Below are 26,576 nucleotides of genomic sequence, written 5' to 3' on the forward strand. Positions count from 1 at the left end.
TCAGCCCACTCGTCACCACGGCCTGTCCCCCGGACCGCGGTCACCCTGCGAGGGCCCGGCATCGGCAACCGGTGCGGCGCTGTCGGATTCCTGTTCACCGAACGTCGAGCGCCCCGCGTGCCTCTGCGGCAGAGTGGTTTCAGGGCGAGGCACCGATCCGGAAGGGCACCGATGACAACTCCGTCGCTCATCTCCGAGTACGCGAACCTGGATGCTCTTCGGATCCGCATCCGGACGCACCAGCTCTATTCCGAGGTCGACGACGACGTGAACGCCTCGGTGTTCGATGCATTGCGACTCTCGGGATCCGAGCATCTGATCGATATCGGTTGCGGTACCGGAGGATTCATTACCCTCCTCGCCGAGCGCGGCCATGCCGGGCGATTGTGCGGTCTCGATGCCTCACCGTCGGCCGCGGCTGCGGCGGCCCGGGTGCCGGGTGGGGCCGGTGTCCGCGCGACGGCACAGCAGATACCGGCTCCCGACGGAGCGTGGGATTGCCTGACGGCCAGGCACATGCTCTACCACCTCGACGACCCGTTCGCCGCTCTCCGGGAGTTCCGACGAGTAGTCGGTCCCGGCGGCACGGTATGTGTCGTCGTCAACCATGCCAGAGCGTGCGCACGGACCCGCGACCTCGTCACGGCAGTCGCCGGCCGCTACGGGTTCCGAGAGCCGCCGGACATGATGAACCACACCGTCAACTCCGACACCGTGCCCGCCATGATGCGGGATGTCTTCGGCAACGCCGACGTCCGATCGTCCGACAACGCACTGGTCATCCCGGAACCCGAACCCGCGATCCGGTTCGCGGAATCGCTGTTCGCGTTCTCGGGCGTCACGCCGGCCACGCCCGAATACTCCGAGATCCGTGCCGAGGTGGAATCCGAGTTGCGCGGCTGGTTCGCAGCCAACCCGGGCCGGTCGTGGCGAGATCCGAAGGGGTACACGGTGACTACGGCGATCCGGGCCTAAGCGGGTTCAGGCTATGGGCGCCCCGGCTCCGTCAGCTCCATCGGCCCCGCCCCCCGTATGACAGTCGTGAGGTAGCCGCCGTGGGTGCCCGTTCCGTCTTGTCATCGCCCGCTTCTCGATCGGCGGGGCGATGACTATGGTGCTGTTCCGGCCTTCGTCGTCTGGGCTATTCCGCCGCTCGCCCGTCCGGGACGGCCAGTCGCGCGACGGGTTCAGCCTTCGGTGATTCGACCGCCGACATGGACGGTGTGGCCGTAACCGCCTTCGGGCTGCTGGGCCAGGAGCGGCGGAACCTGGCGAGAGACCGCCGCCACCGGTTCGGAACGGGTGGTGACGTCGTGTGCGTCCTTATCGCGCCACAGCTGCGTCAGCCAGATCGTGTCCGGGTCGTCGAATGCGATGTTGATGCTGTAGTGGAGCAGGCCGCTCTCGTCTCCGCCGGCGCGAAATCCGGCGAGGAGCACAGCGATCAGTTCGTCACGCCGTCCGGGCTGAGCCTTCATCCGCCCATAGACGCTGAACATGTTCCCACTGGACATACATATCGCCTTTCACCTGCCCACCCCGCGTCGAGGCTACTCCGCAGCGGCAATCGGCACCTTTCACCAATCCACTGCTACAGCGGTTGGTTTCGCGACGCAGCATGGGCAGACCTACGTCCGGAGCTCTTCGAGTCACGCCGCCGATCCTCCCGCGATTCATCGCTCGACGACGCCTTGCTTTCGCAGGAAAACCCCGAGCGCGGCACCCCGGATGCCGGAACCAGCACCAGGAACTGCTCGACCATCCACGACGATGGCGGCGAGCCGGACGTCACCCACATCGGTGACCAGCGACGGCTCCATCATGCGCGTCATAGCCCACACTCAGAGTTTGACGACGATCTTGCCGGTGTGGGTGCTGGATTCCATCAGACGGTGGGCGTCGCGGATGCTGTCGAGACCGTCGAAGACCGCCCCCACGTGCGGCCGGAAAACACCATCGCGGATGCCGGAGGCAATCCAGTGGTTGATCCGGCGGCGACCGTCGGCGGTGACCGACAGCTCCATGTTCGCGTACCCGAGAATTCGCAGCGGCCAGTTCATGGGCATCGCCATCGGGCGCTGGTCGAGCCAACCGTAGACGACGACGGTGCCGTTATGCGCTGCGGCCGTGCTCAATTCGGCCAGGCCCGGTCCGCCGACGGCGTCGAAGATCACCTGCGCGCCGACGCCGTCGGTGATGCGGCGGGTCTCGGCCACGACGTCGGTATCGCCCGAGGCGATGACGTGCGCCGCCCCGTTGTCGAGGAGGTATCGACTCTTCTCGCCGGTGCGGGTGACCGCGATGGGGATAGCGCCGATGCGGGCAGCGGTTTGCAGCGCGGCGATACCGACACCGCTGGACGCCGCGGTGATCAGTACATGGTCACCGGGACGCAGCCCACCGGTTTCGATCAGTCCACCGTATGCGGTGGAGTAGGTCAGCCAGGTGGCCGCGCCGGTCACCGCGTCGAGGCCTTCCGGGCGCGGCACCACGGACTCCACCGGCAGCACGACCCGCTCGGCGTAGACCCCCGCCGAGCTCATCTCGATATTCGGGCCCGTCGAAACCTTGTCCCCCACAGCGAATTCGGTGACATCGGCGCCCACCGCCTCGATCACCCCGGAGGATTCGTAGCCGAGCCGGGATCCCGGAAGCGTCGGCAGATAGTAGTAGGTGCCGGCCCTGAACAAGGCCTCCGCTCGGTTGAGTCCGAGTGCTTCGATGCGGATGAGTACCTCCCTCGGTCCGGGAGCGGGCAGGTCGAGATTCTCGATGGTCAATACCTCGGGGTCACCGAGTTCGTGGAAGACGACGGTGCGTGCGGAAATCGCGTCGGTTGTCATGCCATCGACGATATGTACCGTCGGGGAGATGATCTATGCGTGGAAGTCTCGCGCAAATGTCCGTTCGTCTCGCTGCGCCGTTCGCGGCTACCATGCGGATATGGGTTTGGACGTACTCAGCGATGCCGTCGCGACGATGCGAACCGGCCGCCCGCACTCCTCGCGCCAGCACAAGTCGGCTCCGTGGGGAATGCGCTTCCCCGCGTCCGACGGCACGGGATTCCATGTCGTGTTGCAAGGTTCGGCATGGTTGATCGTCGAGAATCGCGAACCCACTCCGCTCGGCCCCGGCGATATCGTCTTCCTGCCGCACGGCCGCGGCCACGCCTTGGCCAGCGATCCGTCCGTACCTTTGCGCGTGGTGAACCCACTGCCCGACGGATCGTGGCCACCACCCGCGACGGAACCCCACCAACCCGAGGCGCCCAGTACGTTACTGCTCTGCGGCGCATACCAACTCGACCGTCGACGCGCTCACCCCCTGCTCACCGACCTCCCCGATGTCGTCCATCTGCGCCCACGAGTCGGAGCGCACCGCTCCCTGCGAGCGGCGGTCGAACTACTCGGCACCGAACTCGAGGAGTCCCAGCCCGGTTCGGACGCGATCATCACGTCCCTGCTCGACACCCTGCTGCTCTACATCCTGCGCGCCTGGTGGTTGGACACCGAGGACGACGGGACCCCGCGTAACGGCTGGGCCGCCGCATTGGCCGATCGCCCCGTCGCCACCGCCCTCCGCGCCATCCATACCAGCCCCGAAAAGCCGTGGACCGTAGAGGAACTAGGCACCCTCGGCGGCCTGTCACGCGCCGCCTTCTCCCGCCGCTTCACCGCCACGGTCGGCCGATCCCCACTGGCCTATCTGACCTGGTGGCGCATGACTCTCGCCGGCCGCTTGCTCCGCTCCGACGACACCCCGTTGCACACTGTGGCCCAGCGAGTCGGCTACACCTCCGAATTCGCCTTCGCCAAGGCCTTCAAGCGCGAGTACAGCACTCCCCCGGGACGTTATCGCGCTGCGGCACATCATCTTCCACGGTGAGGCGGCAGCTTCACACGTATCGCTAGTCGAAGCTGTCGTCCTCGGGAAGTTGCTGCGCTGCGGAGCGGCGCCGAACGAGCTTTGCGATCGTTCCGGCGACAGCCGCTCCGACCGCACCGCCGACCACCGCGCCTAACAGACTCTGCGGCAACGAATCCGATGGCAGGGTGCGCCACAGGAAGACGATCACCCACGCGGCGATCAGCGGATACGTCGTGGCATACGCGATCCGTTTACGCCGCGGCGGGAAGCCTTTCAGCACGGTCTGCATATCGATGCCGCGCCGCGCGCAATAGCGCAGGAGCAGAAGTGATGTGAGACTGGGCAGCACGAAGATCAGCAGCGATACCCACTTGGCATCCAACGCTGCGGCGACGATGGCGATGGCGTAACAGCCGTAGATCGTGGCGCACAGCGCGATGGTCGAGCCTCGGTAGAACTCCTCGCGGGCGCGCTCGTCGCCCCAGGCCGGTTCGTCGGGCGCTAGGAAGATGTCTTCGAATGCAGTGGTTTTGGCCATGTCCCCTCCAGATCCTCGGTCCAGAAAATGTCTTCCACCGTCGTTCCCAGCGCACGGGCGATCCGCAGCGCGAGATAGACACTCGGCGCGTAGTCGCCTTGTTCGATCGAGATCACGGTCTGCCGGCTGACGCCTACGGTCGTCGCCAATTGCGCCTGGGTCATCCGGCACTCGCGCCGTCGCTTGCGTACCGGATGTTCCTGCTGATCGCCGACCACGAAACCAATGTTAAGGATGTTTGACATCCAATGTCAAGGAAACTTGTCTTTTCCCGGAGCGTTCGCGGCCCGCACGACCGCGATATCGGCTCGGACACCGTCCGGATTTGGTGGGACGTGGCCCGGTTGATCGATCCGCTCTACGACCCGGATCCGGAATTGGCCCAGCCCGCGCTGCGGATCGCTTAGGCAGTGCCCGACCGCGACCATCGATGGCAAGGGGACAGCCGCAGCGGTCGAGTCGGGCACGCCGCCAATCCAGCCGCCTCAGGCGAGCGACTGGTCCAACGGCGTCGCGTGGACGAAGTCGACAACCACTGCAGCGAGTTCTTCGCCCTTGTCCTCCTGGAGGAAATGCCCGGCCGAGGTGATGGTCACCGGTGAATGCGCTGCGGCGCCAGGGATTTTCGACGACAGCACCTTGTCCCCGCCGCGCGTGATCGGATCCGAGTCCGAGAAGGCACACAGGAACGGCCGCTCGAACGTCTCCAGGACTGCCCACGCGGCCCGGTTCGCGGGGGCGGCAGGATCCTCGGGACTGGTCGGAACCAGGAGCGGGAACTGGCGAGCGCCCTGCTTGTAGGTGTCGTCGGGGAAGGGAGCGTCGTAGGCAGCGATCACCTCGGGAGAGAGATCGGTCAGGCACGCGCCGTTGACGATCTTCCCCGCTCGGAAGTCGGGTGTGTCCTGGCTGAAGCGCTGCCATGCGAGGAACGCGTCGCCGGGATGGCGATCACCGGTCGGCAGGAATGTATTCGCGGCGACAACGCGCGCGAAGCGATCGGGATGTTCTCCGACCAGACGTAGCCCGATCAATCCACCCCAGTCCTGGCATACGAGGGTGATCCGGTCGAGGCCGATGGCTTCGATCGCCGCCCAGGTCCAGTCGACGTGTGCTTGATAGGTGTAGTCCCCACGGTCCGCCGGCTTGTCGCTACGGCCGAAGCCGACGAGGTCGATCGCGATCGCACGCAGCCCGGCCGCCACCAGCACGGGGATCATCCGCCGATACAGGTACGACCACGACGGTTCGCCGTGCAGCAGCAGCACGACCTCACCGGCGGGCGAGCCCTCGTCCAGGTAGTGCATCCGCAGCGTGGTCCCGTCACCCGCGGGCACCTCGACGTAATGCGGTTCGAACGGAAAGTCGGGCAGCCCCGTGAAGCGTTCGTCGGGCGTTCTCAATATCCGCATGGCCCAATCCCTTTCGTCGAAACTAGCCGCCGTTGCTGTACACCCGAGTCGGTTCGACCAGGACCGCCGCACGGCGCTCCGCCGCCATCACGCGGTCGTACTCGTCCCAGTCGTCGTGCTCACCGCCGGCGGCCGTGAACACATCACGCAGAAGCCGTCGCAATCCCTCGGCCTCGATCCACGGCTGCGGATCGTCGGGACCCACGATCTGAGCGCACCCCTCCACTGTCGCCCATGCCCAGCCCTGCCGGAACGTGGCGCTGACCTGCGGGCGAGCGCGAAGATTCGCGAGCTTGACTTTGCCGTAGGTAACGAAACCAAGAACCGGCTCCCCCGTCGAAGGATGAGCCAACAGCCCGACGTTGACCAGCGTGGACTGAATAGTCTCGTCGGATCTGAGAGTGGAGACGACGGCGAGCCCCTTCTCGGCGCGACCGAGCTCCACCGCCTGTTCCAGTGTGGTCATCACATCTCCCGTGGTTGAGTGCTCCGATCCTCGCACGGCCCATTGTGCGCCCGCCGAATAGCGCGAATGGTGGCGACTTCACGAAGTTGGGCTGCAACTCGCATCGCGCGATGTCGACTGGGCGTCGGGGCCGAATTTTTCGTGCAAACCTCGACGAGAATGCGAGAAAACTGCAAAATTCGGCGAGGTTTGCACGATCAGTACACATCCCCGCACGCCGGTCGATGCTGGATGCTGTGGATTAAGGGCACGACCACTTCTTCGTGCGCGTCACGGCCTCGCGGACGTAGCGCGGTGGCGCGGGGTGTGACGGGGTGTAGCGCGGTGCCGCGGGTGTAGCGCGGTGACGCGCGGTCTGGCGCGGTGACGCGCGGTCTGGCGCGGTGACGCGCGGTCTGGCGCGGTGCCGCACGGTCTGGCGGTGACGGGTGCGTGGCGCGGTGCCACCAGCTGCACGGGCGATGCTGGTCGCACCTGATGCAGTGCCGCCAGGCGCGATGCTGTGGGTGCGTAACGCGGTCACGCGAGGGTCGGGCGCGAAGAGCGATGGGCGTTCGAATCGAGCCGGCCTAGCGTCCCGCTGCCGGCCCCTCGATTGGCACATCCTGCGCCTGGTGCGAACCTCCGCTGCGCAATGGCACACCGACGTCATGCAGGTGCCTCAGCGCCTCGCAGTACGAGGTGACCAGCCCGGTCTCGTGATACGGCACGCCGATCTCGGCACAGTAATCGCGGACGATCACCTGGGCGTACCGCAGATTCGGAGTCGGCATGCTGGGGAACAAGTGGTGCTCGATCTGATAGTTCAGCCCACCGAGAGCGATATCGGTCAGCACGCCGCCGCGCACATTGCGCGAGGTCAACACCTGCCGGCGCAAGTAGTCGGGCCGGTCGTCTCCCGTGAAGGTCGGCATACCCTTGTGATTCGGCGCGAAGATGCACCCCATGTAGAGCCCGAACAGCGCTTGGTGCACAACGAAAAACGCAAAAGCCTTGTCGGCAGGCAGAATTGCGAACAGTGCTCCCAGATAGCCGGCGAAATGCCCGATCAGCAGCACGCCCTCCACTACACGGTGCTTGACCGCCCGGTTCCGGAGCGCCCGCACCCCGGCCACATGCAAATTCAGCCCCTCCAACATCAGCAGCGGGAAGAACAGGAACGCCTGCGCCCGCCCGATCAGCCGAGGCAACCCACGACTGGCCCGCGCCTGCCGTTGCGACCACACCAGAATGTCCGGCGCGACATCAGGATCCAGCTCCTCGTGATTCGGATTTGCGTGATGCCGCGTGTGCTTGTCCTGCCACCACCCGTAGGCCAGTCCGATCCCGGCATTGCCGACGACCCGACCCATGATCTCGGTCGGGCGACGGAGCCGGAACACCTGACGGTGGGCGACGTCATGCATGACGAGCGCGACCTGAGCGAAGGTCACGGCCATGAACGCCGCGACCAGAAGCGTCCACCACGAGTCGCCGACGAGCACGAGGGCCACCCAGCCGGCTACGAACGCACTCCCGACGAGGCCGAGCCGGATGGCGTAGTAGACGGGACGTCGATTCATCAAGCCCGCGTCGGAGATTCGACGTAACAGGCGGGCGTAATCACCGTCGGTACGCCGCGATGATCTCGGGGAGGGCAGTGGGACCAAAGCCGGTGTCGTCATCGTTCTTCCTGGGAGCTGAGGCGCGGACGACACCTCGCCCGCTCGGGATCCCGACCGATGTCGATCGGGATCCGGTGCATCGCGCGGTGGGGCGGGGTGACGTGTCGATACACCGAAGCTATTGGCCGGCTTCTCGTTTCAACTCACCCCCAGGTATGGCATGGCATCGGACTGTGGGGTGATATCGAGCGTCACCGCAGGCAGGTAATCCAGCTGAAGCCTCGAACCGAGCGACCGGTCGACTTACCGCGCAACGACCCAACACGAAGGCGGCACAGTATTGGGTAAACGAGTTCGACCACCACCGCTCGAATCCACGGCGAGTGTGCGAGCGCCACCTCCGCAGTCATCGACTACGTTGTGCGGCTATTTGCGGACACCGCCGCCGACCTTGCCCACAACGAGCCATAGCCCGATCGGCGCTGGGACCCTCGCAACGCGGCGAGCGGCGGCGGAAGTGGGGCACGACCGCGTATGTCTCGCCGATTGCACAGCGTCCGGCACGTCGCTGCTCGTCGGAGAGCGCGTCACCCGGGCCACGCGGGCCTCAGGAAACCGTTATCACCGCTGTTAGCTGGCGATGACGCCCCAGAACAAAGGGCGGTCGATGATGCTGAAGTCCCAGTCGTCGACCAAGGCATGCAGATTGTCGACGATGCCCTCGATGTCGAAGTCGGCTGCCCGAGCGGTCCCCGTCGATTCGACGAGGCCGATCACATACTTGACGGCGGTTCCCATTGCGCCCGTATTCCCGGGATTCGGACTGCCAAACAGGGTTCGCGCCGCAATCACACCGGCGCGGAGAGCTTGCGTCTCTAGTCTTTTCGGCCGCCTCGCTGACGGGGCGGCTAGCGTGAGACGAGGCTGCCCGTGCGGTTGCCGCCGTGGGGCATGCCGGCAGCCGAATCATTCACGACAGCTTCGACAGGCAGGTGCTCCCGGCCCAGGGCAGTTGGGCCGGGAGCACATACCCAGTCCCGCGTGCACCGTGGCGAGGGCAGTGAAACCGGGTCGTGCGGGCGGGTAACCGCCCATCTCGGCGATATGCATTGAGAAATCATGAAATTGCTTGCGGATTTTCCTGCCGATCAGTCGAGCACCGCTGTCGCCTCGACCTCCACCCGCACATCCGGCTCGAAAAGGTAGTCGACACCGATCAGTGACGCCGGAGGCATCGGAATCGGCAGTCCGATCTCCGCGGCGACCGCCTCCACGCCGGCCATGAAGTCGTCGATCTGCTCCGGGCTCCACCTGGTGACGTAGAACGTCAGGCGCAGCACATCCGCGAAAGACGCACCCGCACCGGCCAATCCGCGAGCAGTGTTGCGCAGCGCCTGGGCGACCTGGCCGGCGAGATCGCCCGGCACAACCGGAGTGCCGTCCGCGAAATGTGCGACCTGCCCGCTGACGTGCACCTGGCGCGATCCGGTGCCTACAGCCACGTGATGGTAGGGGGTCGGCTGCAACATTCCCTCGGGCGTGAAGTGCTTGACAGTCATGCTCTGGACCTTTCGTTTAGAAGTATCGCTAAGATACTTAGTTGATGAAGGACACTTCAACGAAACCAGGTTTCAGCATGGATACCGACGGTGAAATCCGCATCGAGACAGCACACCGTGACCTACTCGATCAAGTGCTCGACAAGTGGTCGCTCAGCGTCCTCAACGAACTCTGCGAACGCCCGTGCCGCTTCAACGAACTACGCCGCGCCATTCCCGCGGTCACCCAGAAGTCGCTCACCGCGACCTTGCGCAGACTCGAGCGCAACGGCGTGATCGAACGTGTAGTCGTCACCACCCGCCCGGTCGCGATCGAATACCGAATCACCCCCCTCGGCAAAACCCTGCGCCACCCGGTCGACGTACTGCTGGCGTGGGCAGCCGACCATATGCCGGCCATCGAATCTGCGCGCGAGAGTTACGACGCGCGCGAGGAGGACACGGTCCTGGGTTCATGACACCCACCGCCGTCGGCCATCGCGGCAAGATCTGGGAGAGCTGGCGGTTGGTGACGCCGTCGTGCGTGATGCTTCCCGCGAAACTTCATCGGAGCCAGTCGAATCCACGTCGGCGGCAGACGATCGATGTGAACGTTCGCGACGCAGACAGTCTCGCCGTACCGTTCCGAGGAGGCCGAATAAGCCCCGCGGTGACCGGAATCCGAGTCCGCTCCACGCCCGGCAGCACCGACAATCAACTGACGGCAACAGAATTCGAGTTTGCATCGCAACGATCGGTGAGCAGTGGTTGTCGCTCGGAGAAGCCTGGACCGCAATAACCGCGGAAGACTCGTCGAGACCGTCGGCGTTCAGGTCTGCCACCCTGGGCAGAGAGCGCGCCGATGGAAGTCGACCGGAACCGACCGCGGGCATCGTCCGTCCAACAGATCAGAAGTGTTCAACCCCGCACGCAAGGAGCGCGATGACCGACTTCCAAGTCGTACCCGACGATGTGGACAAGTTCAGCGGCGCGATGCGTGATCTCGCGGGCCAAGCCGGCGCAGCAGGCAGCCACGCGACGAAGTGGTTCAACCTCTCGGATGCCCACACCGGCATATTCGTCGAGGTCAAGGGGATCGTCGAGCACATCCGGCAAAATCTCGAGGACAACTACAAGCACCTCCAGACGCTGGCCGGCGGCTCGGCGACCGAACTCGCCAAAGCCGCCCAGCTCTACCGAACGACCGACTACGAGCACGCTCGGCAGCTCGACGAGACATATCCGGGGAATGCGCGATGACCCGTCCCGAAGAGAAGCTCGTCGACCCTCAGGCCGAGGACCCGATGCCGGGCCTGGTGTCGTTCATCGCCGGGGGAAATTTCGTCTCCCCCGCCTACTACATCTCGACCACGATCAAAACCCTTGTCGGCTTCGACGTTTACGGCTGGGCAGGAGAGAAGGTCAACGGCGACTGGGAGGCAGTCGCGAAGGCCGCCGGAGCCGCGGGCAACCTGAGCCGCTTCAATTCGGCGTACGCGGAGTCGATCAACACTCAGTGGCAACAGACCGCCGGCGCCACCTGGCACGGTCACGCCGCCGACAACTCGCAGACCTATTTCACACATCTCGCTGCCTGCGTCGAGTTCCAAGTTCGCCCGCTCGAAGAGATCGAACGGCAGCTGACGAATATCAGCACCGGCATGCGGGAACTGGGCCGCCGAGTCGGGGACTTCCTACAGGACATCTCCGATTTGGCCCTGCTCTGGCTTGCATCACAAGCGGCGGAGGCGGTTCTCGCTTCCAGTCTGGTCGGCGCACCCGCCGCAGCCGCCCAAGCCGCGGTGTCCGCGGCCTACCTGGTCCAAATCGTGGCGAAGGTGGGCGAACTCATCAAACTCGTCACCACCGCGTACAAGGCGATATACGGGATGATCGGATTGCTGAACGCACTGTCGAGCCAGACGACTCCGGAAAACCTTCCCGCACTGCCGAATTCGACCTACGACCACCCGGGGGTTTGATCGAATGGAAGATCGCTCCGAAGTCAGCTTCGACGTGGCACACGGCGACATCGCGGTGTCCCGCCAACTGCGCCGTTCCCTGGAAACGATCAAGTCCGCCGTAACCGACCCCGATCTGCGAAAGCAACTCGACGATGTACTGAACGGCCGCCGCAGCATGCGAGACTTCGGTACGTCCGACGCGTTCGCGGGAATCATGGACTCCGTACCCGCCGGCCAGCTGAACCGCGCCCTGACGATGCCGGAAGACCAGCGTCAGGCTCTGGCCCAAGCAGGCGAACAAGAACTCGAACGTCTGCGAGGGGATCAGCACGAGACCGCACCCACTCCGCCTCCGAGCAATGTGCCGCCGACGCCCGCGAAAGATACTGGCAGCCCGGTGATCCCACGAACGAGAAAACCGAATCGCGAACAGCTGTACACCCCCGATGAACCGGACGAGGACGATCTCTACTTTCAACAGCGACGCAACCGAGGATGGCTGGAGTGAAACCCCGCTCCGGCGCGCAAACCGATGTGGCAGTGCGGATTCGCCTCCGAAAAGACTTCGCCGAAGACCCGGATTTCGATCCGCAGGAAACCTTCGTCCTGCAACTGGCCGACGAGCTACCCGACGTATGCACCCGCCACGGCAAGACGGCGATCGAACAGCGCAACAAGGACTTCGACTTCCGCCCGAAGACTGTCCGGCGTTCTACGGAACAACGATGGATACAGCGAACCCCTTCGTACGAAGTCCGATTCCTGCTGCGAGGCTTCTACCGCGTCGCCACATTCAGATGGTTCGAGGTCAACCCACCATCCACCGTCCTCGAGGGAACGTGGCCGATCTGCGCGAAATGCAAACGCACGAGCAGGTTTTGCCAATACACTGGACACGCGATCGTTCTTCTGGGCCTCGCCGCAATTCTCGTCATCCTCGCAGCCACCCAAACAACGACCTCCGACCACCTTCCCGTACCGCTTGTGTTGGCCGTCTTCCCGGGATGGGGGCTGTTCGGGTTGATCGGCGTATACCTGCTCTACCGCCGCTCCACGACGTTCGTGCTGTTCCGGCCTATTGTCGATCTCGAAGCAGTACGGATCAGGGCACACCCGCGGTTCGTAGCCGCGTTCGAATCTCGCGGGTCGGTGCCTGGGGAGGCATAGACCGTTCTGCCCCGCGAAATACGTCCCCCAGAGCAGATCCACTACACATCAGGGCCTGCCCGTCCCGTTCCAGACCACCAGCGGCAAGCAGGGGCATCAGATGCTCATCATCGGACACGACGGCCACCGGCTGGAGGTCTACAACCCTGGAGAAGCACCAGGTGGATCACGGTCGACCAATTCGGAACGGACACGTCGGGGACATGCCGGGGCCCGACGGGAAACCGCAGGGTTTGCCACAGAACGTCGACCGCGTGCTGCTTCCCCGACCGTCATGAGCAGCCGAGGAGACACGGCGGCAGAGTCGGCGACAGCATCGACGACGAAGCATCCTCGACGACAACGCTTTCCGCGCCGTCTCGCCGCCATTGTGGTTGTTCTGCTGCTCATCTTCGTGGTTGTCGTGCTCTCGGTTCGCTATCGGCACGTGCACTCGCCGAGCGGAACAATCGCGACCACAACACCCGCACCCACGCAATGCCGCCTCGATCCCGGTGTCCTCGCGCAAACGCGCACACACAATTTCGAACAACTCACCGATCAGAGCGCCGCCCACCTCCCCGAAGGCGGCGACCTCAACCTGTCGTGCAACTGGGGACAAGTGCGCGGGGAAGACGGTATCGACCCGCGTCACTTGGAATTTCGTGTGCAGCGCTTCGACATTCCACGGACCGATGGCACGGCGCGAGAACAATTCGATCGGCAAGCGCAGACCCCCTACGCCATGGGGCGGCGAACGGATTCCGCAGTGCCGGGATTGGGCGACGATGCAACCTTCGTTTTGACCACGAACCGCAACGATCAGAGCTTGATGCGACTGGCCGTGTGGCAGGACAATCTGCTGGTGAACGTCTACGTCCGGGGCGAACAACGGCACCTCTTCTGGACCACCCAAATGTCCACCGAGGAAGCACGGCAATCGAGCATCGCGGTCGCGAAAGAGCTGCTACAGCGCACATGGTAACGCCCCGTCCGCATTTCGCCGGCCGTCGGCGGTTGCGCGGACGCTAGGAGTCCGAGACATGACAGGATCGCTATCCAACAGCGAGTTGGCGACATTCGATATCGACGCAATGCTGCGCGGTGGACTGGCCGGCGACAACGACGTCGCCCGCCGCAATCTGTTCAGTATCGGCGCGGTAGGCGCGGCAGTAAACCTTGACCGCGCGCAAACGATCCCCCGATCGCTCACCTACCTGGCCGAGGTCGTACACGCCGGCGGCATCAGCCGCGCCCTCGAATTACCCGAGCCACTGCCAACGACCCCGCAAACCGAAATCACTCGTTCCTGGCTCACAGCGGCCGCAAGCATCGGTCACTCGGTGGAGACCGACGACCTCTTCGCACGCTGGCTTCGAGCGGTGACCACGATCCTGGCCATTCGAATCGACGATCGTCGATCGCTGCGGGGATGAGCGGGTGGCGTGTGGACTCGGCAGTCAGGCCGGCGGCGGGAGCTCCGCGGCACGACTCCGCCGCGTGATCGGTAGACGGTCGGTCTCCGAGGCTTCCGATCGACGGTACGGCACATGATGTCACTCTCTTTCCGCTCTCGCCCCCGTCATGACCATGTTCACCAGGCGCTCGATATATGCGACGTCCGGTCCCGGCGGTCCAATCACCTTGTGCGAGAACAAGACGTGACTCAACGCGGCCCCGGTCAACATCTCCAGCAACGTGGTGATGTTGGTGGTGGCGGGCAAGTCGCCGCGGTCGATGGCGCGCCGCACTATGTCTCGGGTCGTCGCGAATCGGCTGGCGCTGATGGTCCGGGTGAGCGGTTCGAGTAGCTCGGGAAACACCCGGGCGTCGAGTGCGACACGCAGGGCGATCAACCCAGCCTGAGATTGGTAGCCGGTAAGTAGTTGGTGTGTCAGCTCTTTCAGATCACCCCGTGTCGTGCCTGTATCGATCGGGTCGTGCAGCGGCGAGAGCTTCTCGAGTGCTGCGATGAGCAGTTGGATCTTGGTCGGCCACCGGCGGTAGATCGCCGCGCGGCCGACTCCGGCTGTCTTGGCGACTGCGTCGATGGTGAAGCCTGACCAGCCGGTTTCCCAGTAGACGGTCTGCACTGCGGCGAACACCCGAGCCTCGATGCCCGGGTCTCGCGGACGGCCACGTGCGGGCGCGGTGTCCTGCGGTCGCCTCGGGGAACTCACGATCTCGATTGTGCCGGACGATTGCGGTTCCGAATCCTTGACTTTCGGACACTGAGTGTCTGTAATTACTTCACGCAGCCGCCCTGTGTGTCTTGTGTCACTACCGAGGAGCTGTGGTGGGGGTCGACGGGATGGAGCAATACGCAATGGGACGCAGTGTCCGGACCTGTTCGGCAGCGCTTGTGACGGCGCTCGGGATGTTGTTCACCGGGGTCGGCACGCCGCACGGCTCGGCAAGCCCCGCCGATGTGCCGGCGCCGTCCGGTTCGTGGGGGTCGTTCTACGATCCGCCCGCGATCTTGCCCGGCGTAGCAGCAGGCGATGTGATTCGCGAACAGCCCTTCACCCCGGTTCTGTCGGCCGCCTCGCCGACGGGCACTTTCCCCGGCTCGGCGCGGCGCATCATGTATCGCAGCGTCGATGACGCCGGTCGCGCGATCGCTGTGACCGGCACATATTTCGAGCCCAGCACTCGGTGGCCGGGCACGGGGCCGCGGCCTTTGGTGTCGCTGGCTTCGGGAACGATCGGCGAGGGGCGCCAGTGCGCGCCGTCGATCGCGATGCAGTCCGTGCTGAACTACCGCCCGCCGTTCGACATGTCGATCGCCTACGAACAGCTGGCCGTCGATTATCTACTGGCACAAGGGATCGCGGTCGTCTTCACCGATTACGTCGGCCTCGGAACGCCGGGACCCCACCCCTACGGTAACCGCACCGCCTCGTCGCGTGCGGTAATCGACGCGGCACGTGCGGCGCAGCGCCTGCCGGGAACCTCATTGAGTTCGCAAGGGCCGGTTGGGTTCTGGGGCTATTCCCAAGGCGGCCACGCCGCCGCGGCCGCCGCGGAGCTCCAGCCGACCTACGCGCCGGAGCTGAACATGAAGGGCACCTACGCCGGCGCCCCGCCGGTCAAGCTGGACGACACCCTGGCCCGAGCCGAAGGAAGCACCCTGATCGGAGCCGTCGGCTATTTCCTCAACGGCGCCGTGCGCACCAACCCGGAAATCCAACCCGTGCTCGACCGTGTCCTCAACGATCAGGGCCGGGCCATGATGCGCAACACGGCCAACCAGTGCGTCGCGGAAACCTTGCTGAGCTACTCGTTCCAGCACACCTCGCAATGGACCACCACCGGCGAATCGCTGGGCGCGGCGGTCGTCGGCGACCCGGTCGGGCGACGCATCGTCGAAGAACAAACGGTCGGAAACCTCACCCCCAGCTCGCCGATCCTGCTCGCCGCCAACGTCAATGACGACGCGGTCCCCTACAGTCGCGTGCACGACCTCGCGCAAACCTGGTGCTCGCGCGGGGTTCCGGTCACCCTCGATACCATCGAGCTGCCACCACTCGTCCCGGGAACCGCTGTCGGCCATGGGATTCCCGAATTCGCCAACGTCCCGACAGCCGCCGCGTGGATAATCGACCGCTTCAACAATGCACCTGCGCCGCGCTGCGCCTGATGCGGGGTGTCTCTGAACCCTGCTCTATCGCGACCCGATGTACGCCGGCCGAGTGCGATTCCTCGCCCCACGCGGCGGCGACGTGAATTGCGCGTCGATCAGTAACTCGGCGCGGCCCACCGGGAAGCGATAACGGGGATCGCCCCCAACATGATGGACTCGAAACCGTTCTTGGTGTTCATATCCATCGATCCCGCCGCAGTCTCGGGCCGGAGCAGCGGTGGCGTCCCACTCCCCTGGCCCGGCGGTCGGTACGTCGCTGACATCTCCGAATTCGGCATCATCGGTCACACCGCGAGGACAGGGGTCACCAGAGCTGCTCTGGAATCAGAACTGTCCAGACCTGCCCCGGCGCGAAGGGGATGGCTGTACCAGTGGGGGTTGTATAGGTTGTGCCCGCCTCCGGGGCGGGCCGGGACCACGTGGCCGGGAACGCTTGGCCGTCGCGAAGTACGAGTGCCTGACCGCTACCGGTCGTATGGGCCAGAGGTGAGACGCTGCCCGCCACGTCGCTGATGGCCGAGTTCTGCACCTGCACACTCTGCAGCACGACCGTACTTGGCGTGAGCCGTCCGGTATCGGCAGCGCTGTAGGCAGCACCATCCATGGACACCAGCCAGCCGTGATCGCTGGGTGACCAGTCGAAGCCGACCACCGCAGCCGGATACCGCGCTTCCTCATGTTGCGTGGGCCGGCCGCCGGCAGGCGCAGGACCGAAGTGCAGTTGCGAAGCCTCCGGCCAGCCGCCGCCTTCGGGCAACTGATCGGGGCGGACGAACATGTTGTGCGGCGCGGCGCGACTGTAATCGCGGAAGTACGCCGCGGGTTGCAGATCGGCCGAGGCGTTCTGGAGTGAGGAGGAATCGAGGGCGGGAATCAGCTCGGGTGCGGAACCAGAGGATGCCAACGTCGGGTTACCGAACTGGGCCAACAGCGTCAGATCCGTTTCCCGCGCACTCCGGACAGGTCCGATCACTGAGGGTTTCTGTGCCGAGAACACCGCGGCCAGCCGACTCAAACCACCCTCGACCGGCTCGACGTAGACCACATCGGCGGCTCCGAGCCCAACCGGTGGCCGTGCCTGCGGGCTGTTGTCTATCTTCGCGACCAGCACGGGCACCCCTACCCGGGAGGGTGGGGGTGAGGCAGGTGCCGCCTGCTCGGGTCCGGTGCTGGTGCTGGTGCCAGTGCCGGGGCGGTCGGCGGGGCCGGTGTCGGTGCCGCTACTGCACGCGAACGTAGTGCACATTCCCAAGGTCATCAGGAACGCGGCAATCCACACCCACCATCGCTGCTGCATAAGGCAAACCTCTAGCTACCAATTTACGCCGCGCTCGACCACTCGGGCCGGTCGCTGGTTGAGGCTTATGCCCCCGGCGAGCGCCCGTGAGCCACCCCGACGACCCGCGGCGCGTGGGCACGGACAGGCGGTGAGGTGCTCGCCTGTAATCTCACGATCATGGTGGACACCCCCTTCGGTCGAGTCATCACGGCGATGGTGACCCCCATGCACGCCGACGGCTCGATCGACTACGACGGCCTGCAGAACCTCGCCGTATATCTCGCCGACCACGGCCATAACGGATTGCTGGTCAACGGGACCACGGGTGAGTCCGCCACCACCACCGACGAGGAGGACTACGCCTGCGTGCGGGCGGTGGTCGAGGCCGTGGGCGACCGTGTCCAGGTGATGGCCGGCTGCGGCACCAACGACACCGAGCATTCCACTCGTGCGGCGCGTGAGATGGTCAACTGCGGGGCCGACGCTCTGCTCGTTGTCACGCCGTATTACAACAAGCCGCCGCAGGACTGCATCCTCGAACACTTCCGTCTGGTCGCCGAGGCCGGCGGCGGTGTGCCCGTCATGCTGTACGACATCCCGGGGCGGACCGGGACGGCGCTGAGCACCGATACCATTCTCCGCGCGGCCGACATTCCCGCCGTGCGCGCCGTCAAGGACGCCAAGGGCGATTTCTTCGAGGCCAGTCGGATCATGTCGAAGACCGACCTGCTCTGGTATTCCGGCGATGACGTCGTCAACCTGCCCCACCTCGCTCAAGGCGCGACCGGCATCGTGTCGGTGGTCGGTCACGTCGCGGGCGATCGCTACGCGGAGATGATCGCCGCCGTCGACCGCGGCGACCTGTCGCGGGCACGCGAGATCCACCGGCGTCTCATCCCTGCCGTCGATGCGATCATGCACGTTTCACAAGGCGCCATCCAGTCCAAAGCCGCGATGAAAATGCTCGGCGTCATCTCCTCCGACGCGCTGCGTATGCCATACCGGCAGGGCCCGCCGGAGCATCAGCAACGCCTGCGTGCTGGGCTCGAGGAATCCGGCCTGTTGTAGACAGGCACGTGAACATTACTGCGCGGCAGCACCATTCGTCCCTTTGCTTCGACGGGCGCTCTTCGATCATCTCGCCGGAGCGGGGGCTCACAAGCCGTGATATCGACCACCTGCATGTGACGTTTCGCTGCTTGTTGCGTGGATTCGCCGCCCGAGCCGCAGCAGTGCGCCAGCGTGCGGGATCCCGCGTTACCGACGGCCGGGCCACGTAGGCAGTACATGACCTGACCGCCCGCTGCTCCACTCTTGCTACGTCATCCGTAGGGTCGCTGGAAATTTCAGCGTTCTCTCGGCACCGCACCAGGTTTTCGGCGAAAGTTGTGTCTACGGTCCGAATCGACTATGGGACAGGTGATTCCAGTGACCCCGACACCCCTCGCTCTCGCTACGAAATCGCGCCCTTCGGGACCCACTGCCGATAACCAGCCTTACCGGTCGTTCGCCCACTTCGACACGGATGGTTCGTCACTGTCGATCATCACGCGGGAGTTCGAGGGGTGGCTGGAACGGCAGAAGAGGTGGGTCGTCGATCTGAGTTCGACAGGCGCGCAGACCGATGGGCCTCGGTCTCTGACGACTGTCCGTCATTCGGTCGGAAGCGCAGATCTCCTCCGCTTCCGGCTCACCGAGGAGCAGCCGGGCGACAATGCTCGGCGATCGGACGGATCTCGACCGGACCAACTCGGCGTCGGTACGACGCATCATCACCGATGCCGTACGAGAAACCGTGGAGACCGAGGGACCCATCGCTTTGGATCGACTCGCGCGCGTCGTCGCGAATCGGTTCGGTTACGACCGGGTGTCCGCCGCGCGCAAGGCGTTTGTCATCGACTGTGTCCCCACCGAGCTCGTTCACTCCGGCCCGCTCGGCACGTTCGTGTGGCCGCATCAGATCGACAGGGCCACGTGGGCCGGCTACCGCACCACCCCGGATGACATGACGCGCTCTCTGAACGAAATCGCACCGGAGGAGATCGTCAATGCCATGAAGGCGGCCTGCTCCAGTGCGGGACTGGAGTCGGAGCCTTTGATGCGCGCGACCATGGCCATCTTCAACCAGCGTCGCCTCGCCGGCGCCAGCCGGGAGCGATTGGAATCATGCATCGCCGCCGGATTGGCGGACGGACGGCTCATCCGGATCGGTTCGCACATACGACCCGGGGCCTGACACCCCCTCACACGAAACCGTAGAGCATTTCGGCGCCCATGTGTCGGTGGGACCCGATATATTCCATGAGAGACCCGAGCCAAGAAGGTCGCAAACGCAAATGCCCGATACCGCAACAGGTTCCGATGATCAGGATCCCTCTGAGATTGCAGTGATCGCCGATGAGTTCGGCGCACTGATCATCGGTACCGATGACGCACTCACGGATTTCGCCGACGAGTGGGACCAACACAATCGCGTCGAGGTAGCCGAACTGCCCGCGGTGCAGATCGGCACGACGCTCAGTTCAGTCACCACCGCCCTTCTCGCCACCGGCAAACCTGTGGCCCGCTACCTCCCGGGGGCCGACGTTTGGGAGAAGTCCGGACGACCGCGCCCCGGAACGGTGGTCACCTTCCACCGGACAGTGCGTTCAGCCGAGTCGGGAAAGATCTTGTCGAACACGAGGATTGCTCCAGTAGCCGCGGTACCCGGAGTCGGGCAGGCGGCCATCGCCGCATTGACTGTGCAGATGGCGCTCGAGCAGTTCGCCGAAAGGATCATCGCACGTCTCGACGACATCGAGGACAAGGTCGATGACGTACTCCGACTGGCTTCCGCACAACGACTCGGCGACGTATACGGACACCGACGCATCCTGCAACGCCGCATTCAGGAGCTCGGCTCGGGCGTCGCGCTCACCGATACCGATTGGTCGAGTATCGCCGCACTCGGTGCTGACCTGGAGGTCGGAGTCGAGCGACTGCGCCGGCATGCCTTGCTGCTCACCGATCAGCTCAACCCGGACGACTCCGCGGACAAACGTGCCGACCAGCTCGAATCAGCCGTTCACCAAGGACGACTGAAGGAAACGCTGAAACTACTTCTCGTCGCCCAGCATTCGCTCTACTTGTGGCAACGCCTGAGGCTGGAGCGCGTTCGGTCCGCGGAGCGCGAGTATCTTGAACAAACAGCGGCCAGCGCCCGCGCGACCCTCAACGAACACCTCGAGGCTGACCATGACTTGGCAAGCCGACTACGCGATGTACTCGACCGCCATACGGTGCTGCGCGTAACGGAGGTACATCGGCAACTCGCGGGGCGCAAGCTGACGAAGAACCGAGATGCGATGAGCCACATGGTCGACTCGTTCATCGAAGCCCGCGCACTCCAGATCGGCAGCTGGGGAGGCGCTGACAACGCCACCATCCGCGAAGCTTGGTCACTGGCTCGAGATCGCACGGTCGCTGCTGCCAATTCGGGCCGACGGCAACTGTCCGCCGGCGCGACTGCGGTTGCACGATGGGTCGAACCCAAGGACGACTCGGACACGCCCGAACCAGTTGCAGCCACGCCGCCTGCCGAGGTTCCGCGTAAGCCAAAGAATCTCCCGTTGGCCACCGACGAGTAGTCGAAGGGGTGGAGCGCTCGCACGCGTCCCTCCATCCACCTTCGACAGCAGACGGTCATGCCGAGCGTGACCGATGCCAACGGAAACATACTGGACGGTCAAACTCTGCTTGTCGCAACAGGTTCCACAAAACAGCCATTGTGAAACAACCTCGCACCCGCCGACGATATGCGCCAGAGTTGATGTCCGCGTGGGGCAGCACCCACATCACTTTCCGGCTCGTTGGCGCTGTCCACGGCCGCACTTTCCAAGGAGATGTCCACCGTGGTCGCCGCACAGGAAACGAGTCTGCAGAAGATACTCGAAGGCACCTCGCAGTACCTCGTTCCGCTGTATCAGCGGCCGTACCAGTGGGGCCTGGACAATTTCAAGGAATTGTGGCGTGATGTTACACAGCTCGCCGAGGACCGGGCCGAGGATGTCGAAACCACACACTTCATCGGTTCCGTTGTGCTGGCGCCGGTTCCGGGTAGCGTCGCAGGGTCGATTACCCGATACCTCGTCGTCGATGGTCAGCAGCGTCTCACCACCCTGACGCTGCTGCTCGCAGCGATCCGCGACCACCTTCGCGAGCTGGACAAGGAAGCTCGTCGTGACACGGACCGCATTCACAACCAGCTACTGACCAACCAATACGAGGATGATCCCTACCGCTTGAAACTGCTACCGACGCAGATGGATCGCGCCTCGTACGCCGCGGTCATCGATGGGCTTCCGACCGCAGGTGGTGATGACAACGTCGGTGCGGCATACCGCTTCTTCCGTGCGCAACTGGCGGAACCGGTGGACCCGGATCTCGGCTATGACGCAGTACAGATCGCGCATGCAGTGACGTCGGGGCTGTCAGTGGTGTCGATCAGTACGCATCCCGGTGACAATGTCCATCGCATTTTCCAGTCCCTCAACAACACCGGGCTGAATCTGACGCAAGGCGACCTGCTGCGCAACTATCTGTTCATGCGGATGCCGACCCGCAGCGAGGAGGTTTATCGCACGCTGTGGCTTCCCCTTCAGGATGCGCTGGGCAACAATAACCGACTCGAGTCCCTGTTCTGGCTGGATCTATTGCAGACCACAGCGAAGGTTAAACAGACACAGACTTTCGCAGCTCAACAGGCCAGGTTGGACCGGTTCGAAACCGAGGACGAAATCGTCTCCGAAGTAGGTCGGATCGCCGCGCTCGGCAAGCTCTACCGGTTGATGCTGCATCCGGACGAGGAAACCGATGCTGCGGTGGGCGAGCGCCTGAAGCGATTGTCGGAGTGGGATTCCATCACCCCGGCACCCCTGATTCTGCACCTCCTCGTTCTGCGCGACCGCGGCGACGCTACCTCCGAACAGATCGCCCGGGCACTGCTGTATGTCGAATCGCTTCTGGTGCGCCGGTTCCTGGTCGGGCGGGCCACTCAGGGGCTGAACCGCTTGTTCCCTGCTGCAGTGCAAGACCTGGATGCGTCGCTCCCGGTCGACGAGGCCCTACACCGCTATCTCTCAGCGGGGCGCAAGCACTACGCCACCGACGAGAAGCTGACCGAGGCCATCCTGACTTCACCGCTGTACACCACCGGCCGCGCGGCACATCGTAAGACGATGCTGATCTGGATCGAGCAGCTGTTCAACTCTAAAGAACAAGTCGATCCCAAATCGCTCACCGTCGAACACGTTATGCCACAGACCCTCTCGTCACAGTGGCGCAATGAACTGGGTGGGATCTACGGGTCCGAGAACGTCGATGAATTGCACGACAGCCATGTCCACACGCTCGGTAACCTCACGCTCACCGGATACAACGAGAATCTCGGCAACCAACCCTTCGATCACAAACGAGATGTGCTGGGAGCAAGCAGCATCCGGATGAACCAAGCGATCGCGGCCTTTGCCGAATGGGGGCCCGAGCAAATCGAGGAGCGCGGGCGGGAACTCGCCAAGTTGATCATCGGAGCATGGCCCGGACCGCTCACCGATTTCGCGACAAACGGCGACGACAACCCGCTGTGGGAGTCGATGAACCGCCTGCTCGCCCTGCTACCGGCAGGACACTGGACCACCTACGGCGATGTGGCCACCGTGCTGGGAACAGCAGCCCAGCCGCTGGGGAACCGGTTGGCAACGGTAGCCGCGCCGAATGCCCACCGCGTCCTCACATCGCAAGGCGAGGTCTCCCCCTCATTCCGATGGGTGGAGCCCGGCCGAACGGATAGCCCCAAAGAGATTCTCGAACAAGAAGGTCTCGAATTCGTGGCCGGAGGTCGCGCAGACACCGCCAGGCGTTTGTCGGTGTCGCAACTCGAGGAATTGCGGAAGGCTGCTGAGGACGACTTCGACGCGTCCAGATGAACTCGGCCTCACGCTGACAGTTCCCCTCAACGCCGCAGCGTTCGACGGCGTGCTGCGCGCCCAACCGGAGATCACCTGACCCGAACGGAGACCGATGCTCGGCTTCGCCATTGTCGACAGACAGCCCGCCGCTGACGCTACCGCGGTGTGGCTTACCAGCCGCACCGACACCATCATCGTTCGCAACACCAACGCTGTGGTGATTCCACACGACGATCCGGACCATGACTCGAAGGTCCAGTGGTTGGTTAGCGGTCGATCGGTGGTGCTGACCGCAGGCACCACACCGCAATCGTGTTCCGAGAATGCTGTCGAGGTCGACCTTTTCGACGATCTGATCAAATTGACCACCGCTTGTCAGGAACGCATCTGCCAAGCCGTCGATGACTACTCCCGGCGCCAGCGGTCGAAGTTGGTCGTGCCGGTTTTCCAGCCCGTCCCACAGCTTGCGGCCCCAGCGCAGGACGAGCCCCGCTTTCGCGCGCTGGCAGTCGCCAACTACGTCGGGAACGTCTGGACCGCTTGGCTCTTCACCGAAGAGCAGCGGCTTCGCCGAACGGTCAACCCGAGAACCGGGGAAACACCGTGGATCATGCCGGAAGACCTGAACAATCCGGCGATCGCGATCTTCCCGGCAGAGTTCAGTGACCGCGTGCGGCCGGCAGGTCTTGACGAGAGGAGTCGTCGACAATGAGCAATGGCTCTGCCGCACAACCCGGCTGGTATGCAGACCCCTCACGTCATGCGCCGCTGCGTTGGTTCGATGGGTTCCGCTGGACCGACGCCGTTTCCAACGCCCCGGGCTGGTATCCCGACCCGTGGCAGGAAGCGCCCTATCGTTGGTTCGACGGGCACCTGTGGACCGACGTACTACAGCCGCCGGCAGTTCACCACCCGCCGGCCCCGCTGGATCCCGGAGCCGGCGCATCAACAAGCATTCGACCGGTGGCCGGCATTGCGCCGCAGCTGGCTTCGCTTCTCGGCACAGCCCCACGTTTCGCGGTGATGGATGTGGAGACGACCGGCCTCCGGCACTCGGACCGGGTCGTGGAGATCACCGTGCTCACCCTCGATCATTCGGGCACAGTCACGAATACCTTCGATACCGTCGTCAACCCGATGCGCGATGTAGGCCCCACATGGATCCATGGACTTACGGCGGCCGACGTCGCCGGCGCACCCACATTTGGGGAGATCGCGCACGCAGTGGCGGAGCTCCTCGACGGCGCAATCGTCGTCGCGCACAACCGGCCCTTCGACACACGAATGGTGGGTTTCGAACTGGAGCGGTCAGGCATCGACGTCCAGTGGGGCTCGGGTCTGGACACGTTGGCGGTGACCCGTTGCAAGCTGGCAGCCGCTTGCTTGGAACACGGCGTCCAGCACGAGAACCAGCACCGGGCACTGGGGGACGCGCGTGCCACCGCGGGCCTGCTGCAGGCCATCGCAGGTCATTTCCCGGAGCCGGGGACCCCCACCGCTGCCACCCGGTATCGAAAGGCACACAGCGCCAGGGTCTGTGCCCGCCACGGCGAATCGATCGCCCAACCTCTCCCCTTCCTGGCCGACATCAGTCAGGGCCTGCGCACCGCCGCGGACGTTGCGCCCTACGAGATTCTGCTGGACCAGGCTCTGGCCGATCTACAGCTCACAGCAGAGGAGCGGACAGAGCTTCAACGCCTCGCGTCGGACCTGGGGCTCGATGACGCCGCAGTGCACGCCGCGCACACCCACTTCCTCAGTGCCGCAATAGAAGCGGCACTCGAAGACTCCGTCGTGACCGACGACGAAATCGACCGACTTCTGCGGGTCGCGGCGCTACTGGGTCTTCCCGCCGAGGTGGTCACCGCGCGGACACACCAGCACCGCGCCGAGTCCGTCGCTGTCGATCTGGGCGCGGGAACCATTGTGTGCTTCACCGGCGATGACGGTCGTCCACGCGAGGAACTGGAGCAACTCGCGCTCGAATACGGTCTGACACCCGCGCCGTCCATGACCAAGGCGGTCGATGTGCTGATCGCCGCGGACCCGGCGACGATGTCCGGCAAAGCGAAGACGGCACACAAGCACGGGAAGCCCATTGTTTCAGCCGAAGACTTCGTTGCCGCTTTGCGCTCGGGCCGAAACGCGAACGGGACACGGTTGCGCATGGTGGGCCTCGCGTGCGTGTGCGACAAGTGCGGATCGACGTGGACCGCGAGCAGGCGGAGCAAACTCTGCCGCTCATGCCTCGGCACACCCCGTGCCAAGTCAAGGGCGAAGAAGGTCGTAGGGGACCACTCGGACCTCGCGTTCGATCCGGCCTCCGTCCGGCCAGTCCTCTGAATCCTATTGTGGTGTTGTGACTTTTGCGAGCCCACCTCTTGCCGCTTAAGGACGCTGTCTCCCGTTCAGGTGGAAGCAGCCCTGACGGTTCACCATCCGGTCGTTAGATCGAAATCATCCGCGGGGCAACGCAATTCGGCCAGGACACTGCCGCGATACCCACCTGCGCGACCGATAACGGCTGGATTTGTTGTCCCAGGAAACTTCGCAGGAGAAGACAACGCTGGGCACGTATAGTGCAGACGGCACGTCTGACGGCTACATGCAAAGGGGAGGCGACGTGGGCAATTCGGTGGGAGTGAACCCGGAGCAAGTGCATGCGACCGCTGACTGGCTCGACAAGTCGGCTCAGGACTTCCGCGACGAGTTGGATTCACTGATGAAGGAGGTGCGGACCTTCGTCGGAGGCGAATGGCAGGGCGCCGCGTCCGGATCTCACGGCGATGCCTGGGATGAGTGGGAGGAAGGCGCACGGCAGATTATCGCCGGCCTCGAACACGACGCCACCGCGCTACACCAGGCTGCGGGCCTGATGCACGACACCGACCAAGGATCCGCGGGCTCGATTGGCTCGACGTTCCCGGGGAACGCGTAGATGCAACCCGGCAACTATCGCGTCGACCTCGTCGGTATGCAGAACCTGATCGATAAGGCAGTCGACTTCGAGAAGCGGCTCGAGGATCGCCTGAGTGACATCCGGAAACAGGTCACGAATCTCCATATCGACTGGACCGGCCAGGCAGCACAGACGCACCAACAGGCCAGCGCTGAATGGGATACGGGCGCAACAGAAATGCACACCGCCCTGGGTGAATTGCGGAAGGCGCTAGA

32 protein-coding genes are annotated in these 26,576 nt (G+C 64.4%); 19 read left to right on the forward strand and 13 right to left on the reverse strand.

What is annotated here, in order from left to right:
- Positions 1-171: 171 nt before the first annotated feature.
- The gene (locus NN2_RS23450; protein WP_063016004.1) at positions 172-975 is read left to right on the forward strand and encodes a class I SAM-dependent methyltransferase; all 804 of its coding nucleotides are present in this window, start codon (positions 172-174) and stop codon (positions 973-975) included.
- Between the two features lie 212 nt (positions 976-1,187).
- Here NN2_RS23450 and NN2_RS23455 read toward each other — a convergent pair whose 3' ends face one another.
- From NN2_RS23455 to NN2_RS23460, 3 genes are all read right to left on the reverse strand, one after another.
- Entirely contained in the window at positions 1,188-1,514 is a 327-nt protein-coding gene (locus tag NN2_RS23455) for a putative quinol monooxygenase (RefSeq protein WP_063016005.1), read from the reverse strand.
- A 159-nt stretch (positions 1,515-1,673) separates the two neighbouring features.
- Positions 1,674-1,832, reverse strand: a complete 159-nt coding sequence (locus tag NN2_RS37385) for a hypothetical protein (RefSeq protein WP_156511426.1) — start codon at positions 1,830-1,832, stop codon at positions 1,674-1,676.
- Between the two features lie 9 nt (positions 1,833-1,841).
- Positions 1,842-2,843 (reverse strand): zinc-dependent alcohol dehydrogenase family protein, encoded by a 1,002-nt coding sequence (locus NN2_RS23460; RefSeq protein ID WP_063016006.1) that lies wholly within the window; start codon positions 2,841-2,843, stop codon positions 1,842-1,844.
- 100 nt (positions 2,844-2,943) lie between these two features.
- Here NN2_RS23460 and NN2_RS23465 point away from each other — a divergent pair, with 100 nt between their 5' ends.
- On the forward strand, positions 2,944-3,885 hold the full coding sequence (locus NN2_RS23465; protein WP_227463111.1) for an AraC family transcriptional regulator: 942 nt from the start codon (positions 2,944-2,946) through the stop codon (positions 3,883-3,885).
- Positions 3,886-3,907: 22 nt separating this feature from the next.
- Here the strand turns inward: NN2_RS23465 and NN2_RS23470 are convergent, their stop codons facing one another.
- Complete coding sequence (locus tag NN2_RS23470) at positions 3,908-4,405, reverse strand: hypothetical protein (RefSeq protein ID WP_030514831.1); 498 nt, start codon at positions 4,403-4,405, stop codon at positions 3,908-3,910.
- The gene (locus NN2_RS23475; RefSeq protein WP_063016007.1) at positions 4,369-4,650 is read right to left on the reverse strand and encodes a helix-turn-helix transcriptional regulator; all 282 of its coding nucleotides are present in this window, start codon (positions 4,648-4,650) and stop codon (positions 4,369-4,371) included. The genes NN2_RS23470 and NN2_RS23475 overlap by 37 nt, the downstream gene beginning before the upstream one ends.
- A 3-nt stretch (positions 4,651-4,653) precedes the next feature.
- Between NN2_RS23475 and NN2_RS37390 the strand changes: the two genes are divergently transcribed.
- Positions 4,654-4,812 (forward strand): hypothetical protein, encoded by a 159-nt coding sequence (locus NN2_RS37390; protein ID WP_156511427.1) that lies wholly within the window; start codon positions 4,654-4,656, stop codon positions 4,810-4,812.
- Positions 4,813-4,890: 78 nt separating this feature from the next.
- Here the strand turns inward: NN2_RS37390 and NN2_RS23480 are convergent, their stop codons facing one another.
- The 5 genes from NN2_RS23480 to NN2_RS23495 form a co-directional block, all read right to left on the reverse strand.
- Entirely contained in the window at positions 4,891-5,817 is a 927-nt protein-coding gene (locus NN2_RS23480) for a haloalkane dehalogenase (RefSeq protein ID WP_063016008.1), read from the reverse strand.
- A 22-nt stretch (positions 5,818-5,839) separates the two neighbouring features.
- Positions 5,840-6,283: a TIGR03618 family F420-dependent PPOX class oxidoreductase gene (locus NN2_RS23485; RefSeq protein WP_063016009.1), complete on the reverse strand. Its 444-nt coding sequence runs from the start codon at positions 6,281-6,283 to the stop codon at positions 5,840-5,842.
- A 569-nt stretch (positions 6,284-6,852) separates the two neighbouring features.
- On the reverse strand, positions 6,853-7,845 hold the full coding sequence (locus NN2_RS23490; protein WP_245658823.1) for a fatty acid desaturase family protein: 993 nt from the start codon (positions 7,843-7,845) through the stop codon (positions 6,853-6,855).
- A gap of 672 nt (positions 7,846-8,517) precedes the next feature.
- Positions 8,518-8,685 carry a hypothetical protein gene (locus tag NN2_RS37845; protein ID WP_169812440.1) on the reverse strand — a complete coding sequence of 56 codons (168 nt, stop codon included), beginning with the start codon at positions 8,683-8,685 and terminating at the stop codon, positions 8,518-8,520.
- A 350-nt stretch (positions 8,686-9,035) separates the two neighbouring features.
- The gene (locus NN2_RS23495) at positions 9,036-9,446 is read right to left on the reverse strand and encodes a RidA family protein (protein WP_030514836.1); all 411 of its coding nucleotides are present in this window, start codon (positions 9,444-9,446) and stop codon (positions 9,036-9,038) included.
- Between the two features lie 44 nt (positions 9,447-9,490).
- Between NN2_RS23495 and NN2_RS23500 the strand changes: the two genes are divergently transcribed.
- Positions 9,491-9,904: a winged helix-turn-helix transcriptional regulator gene (locus NN2_RS23500; protein ID WP_218022052.1), complete on the forward strand. Its 414-nt coding sequence runs from the start codon at positions 9,491-9,493 to the stop codon at positions 9,902-9,904.
- Here NN2_RS23500 and NN2_RS39270 read toward each other — a convergent pair.
- A complete protein-coding gene (locus NN2_RS39270; protein ID WP_501193554.1) occupies positions 9,865-10,221 on the reverse strand; it encodes a DUF8758 domain-containing protein in 357 nt (118 codons plus the stop codon). The genes NN2_RS23500 and NN2_RS39270 overlap by 40 nt on opposite strands.
- 146 nt (positions 10,222-10,367) lie before the next feature.
- On the opposite strand from NN2_RS39270, the gene NN2_RS23505 reads away from it, so the two are divergent.
- The 6 genes from NN2_RS23505 to NN2_RS23530 all read left to right on the forward strand — a co-directional run bounded on the left by NN2_RS23505 (position 10,368) and on the right by NN2_RS23530 (position 13,971).
- Entirely contained in the window at positions 10,368-10,685 is a 318-nt protein-coding gene (locus tag NN2_RS23505) for a type VII secretion target (RefSeq protein WP_063016011.1), read from the forward strand.
- Positions 10,682-11,407 carry a hypothetical protein gene (locus tag NN2_RS23510; protein WP_063016012.1) on the forward strand — a complete coding sequence of 242 codons (726 nt, stop codon included), beginning with the start codon at positions 10,682-10,684 and terminating at the stop codon, positions 11,405-11,407. Before NN2_RS23505 ends, NN2_RS23510 begins: the two co-directional genes overlap by 4 nt.
- Positions 11,408-11,411: 4 nt before the next feature.
- On the forward strand, positions 11,412-11,897 hold the full coding sequence (locus tag NN2_RS23515) for a hypothetical protein (RefSeq protein WP_063016013.1): 486 nt from the start codon (positions 11,412-11,414) through the stop codon (positions 11,895-11,897).
- On the forward strand, positions 11,894-12,556 hold the full coding sequence (locus NN2_RS23520) for a hypothetical protein (RefSeq protein ID WP_156511428.1): 663 nt from the start codon (positions 11,894-11,896) through the stop codon (positions 12,554-12,556). Before NN2_RS23515 ends, NN2_RS23520 begins: the two co-directional genes overlap by 4 nt.
- A gap of 274 nt (positions 12,557-12,830) precedes the next feature.
- Positions 12,831-13,520, forward strand: coding sequence for a hypothetical protein (locus tag NN2_RS23525; protein ID WP_156511429.1), 690 nt, complete (start codon positions 12,831-12,833; stop codon positions 13,518-13,520).
- Between the two features lie 58 nt (positions 13,521-13,578).
- Positions 13,579-13,971: a hypothetical protein gene (locus tag NN2_RS23530; protein WP_063016016.1), complete on the forward strand. Its 393-nt coding sequence runs from the start codon at positions 13,579-13,581 to the stop codon at positions 13,969-13,971.
- Positions 13,972-14,091: 120 nt separating this feature from the next.
- On the opposite strand, the gene NN2_RS23535 is transcribed toward NN2_RS23530, so the two are convergent.
- Positions 14,092-14,640, reverse strand: coding sequence for a TetR/AcrR family transcriptional regulator (locus tag NN2_RS23535; protein ID WP_245658825.1), 549 nt, complete (start codon positions 14,638-14,640; stop codon positions 14,092-14,094).
- 221 nt (positions 14,641-14,861) lie between these two features.
- On the opposite strand from NN2_RS23535, the gene NN2_RS23540 reads away from it, so the two are divergent.
- Positions 14,862-16,175 (forward strand): lipase family protein, encoded by a 1,314-nt coding sequence (locus NN2_RS23540; protein WP_169812441.1) that lies wholly within the window; start codon positions 14,862-14,864, stop codon positions 16,173-16,175.
- Positions 16,176-16,482: 307 nt separating this feature from the next.
- Here NN2_RS23540 and NN2_RS23545 read toward each other — a convergent pair whose 3' ends face one another.
- Entirely contained in the window at positions 16,483-17,289 is an 807-nt protein-coding gene (locus NN2_RS23545; protein ID WP_218022053.1) for a DUF3048 domain-containing protein, read from the reverse strand.
- 345 nt (positions 17,290-17,634) lie between these two features.
- Here NN2_RS23545 and dapA point away from each other — a divergent pair, with 345 nt between their 5' ends.
- The 8 genes from dapA to NN2_RS23585 form a co-directional block, all read left to right on the forward strand.
- On the forward strand, positions 17,635-18,525 hold the full coding sequence (gene dapA / locus NN2_RS23550; protein ID WP_063016027.1) for a 4-hydroxy-tetrahydrodipicolinate synthase: 891 nt from the start codon (positions 17,635-17,637) through the stop codon (positions 18,523-18,525).
- A 646-nt stretch (positions 18,526-19,171) separates the two neighbouring features.
- The gene (locus NN2_RS23555) at positions 19,172-19,693 is read left to right on the forward strand and encodes a DUF3320 domain-containing protein (protein WP_063016020.1); all 522 of its coding nucleotides are present in this window, start codon (positions 19,172-19,174) and stop codon (positions 19,691-19,693) included.
- Between the two features lie 100 nt (positions 19,694-19,793).
- Positions 19,794-21,083: a hypothetical protein gene (locus NN2_RS23560; RefSeq protein ID WP_156511431.1), complete on the forward strand. Its 1,290-nt coding sequence runs from the start codon at positions 19,794-19,796 to the stop codon at positions 21,081-21,083.
- A 255-nt stretch (positions 21,084-21,338) separates the two neighbouring features.
- On the forward strand, positions 21,339-23,420 hold the full coding sequence (locus NN2_RS23565) for a GmrSD restriction endonuclease domain-containing protein (protein WP_245658827.1): 2,082 nt from the start codon (positions 21,339-21,341) through the stop codon (positions 23,418-23,420).
- Between the two features lie 94 nt (positions 23,421-23,514).
- Complete coding sequence (locus NN2_RS23570) at positions 23,515-24,114, forward strand: hypothetical protein (protein WP_063016021.1); 600 nt, start codon at positions 23,515-23,517, stop codon at positions 24,112-24,114.
- Positions 24,111-25,745: an exonuclease domain-containing protein gene (locus NN2_RS23575; RefSeq protein ID WP_082857204.1), complete on the forward strand. Its 1,635-nt coding sequence runs from the start codon at positions 24,111-24,113 to the stop codon at positions 25,743-25,745. The genes NN2_RS23570 and NN2_RS23575 overlap by 4 nt, the downstream gene beginning before the upstream one ends.
- A gap of 280 nt (positions 25,746-26,025) precedes the next feature.
- The gene (locus NN2_RS23580; RefSeq protein ID WP_169812442.1) at positions 26,026-26,340 is read left to right on the forward strand and encodes a WXG100 family type VII secretion target; all 315 of its coding nucleotides are present in this window, start codon (positions 26,026-26,028) and stop codon (positions 26,338-26,340) included.
- Positions 26,341-26,576 (forward strand): WXG100 family type VII secretion target (locus NN2_RS23585; protein WP_063016023.1); only part of this gene is annotated, 236 nt, incomplete at its 3' end.

The sequence above is a fragment of the Nocardia nova NBRC 15556 genome, from assembly GCF_001613005.1.
In the GTDB taxonomy this organism is placed as follows: Bacteria; Actinomycetota; Actinomycetes; order Mycobacteriales; family Mycobacteriaceae; genus Nocardia; species Nocardia nova.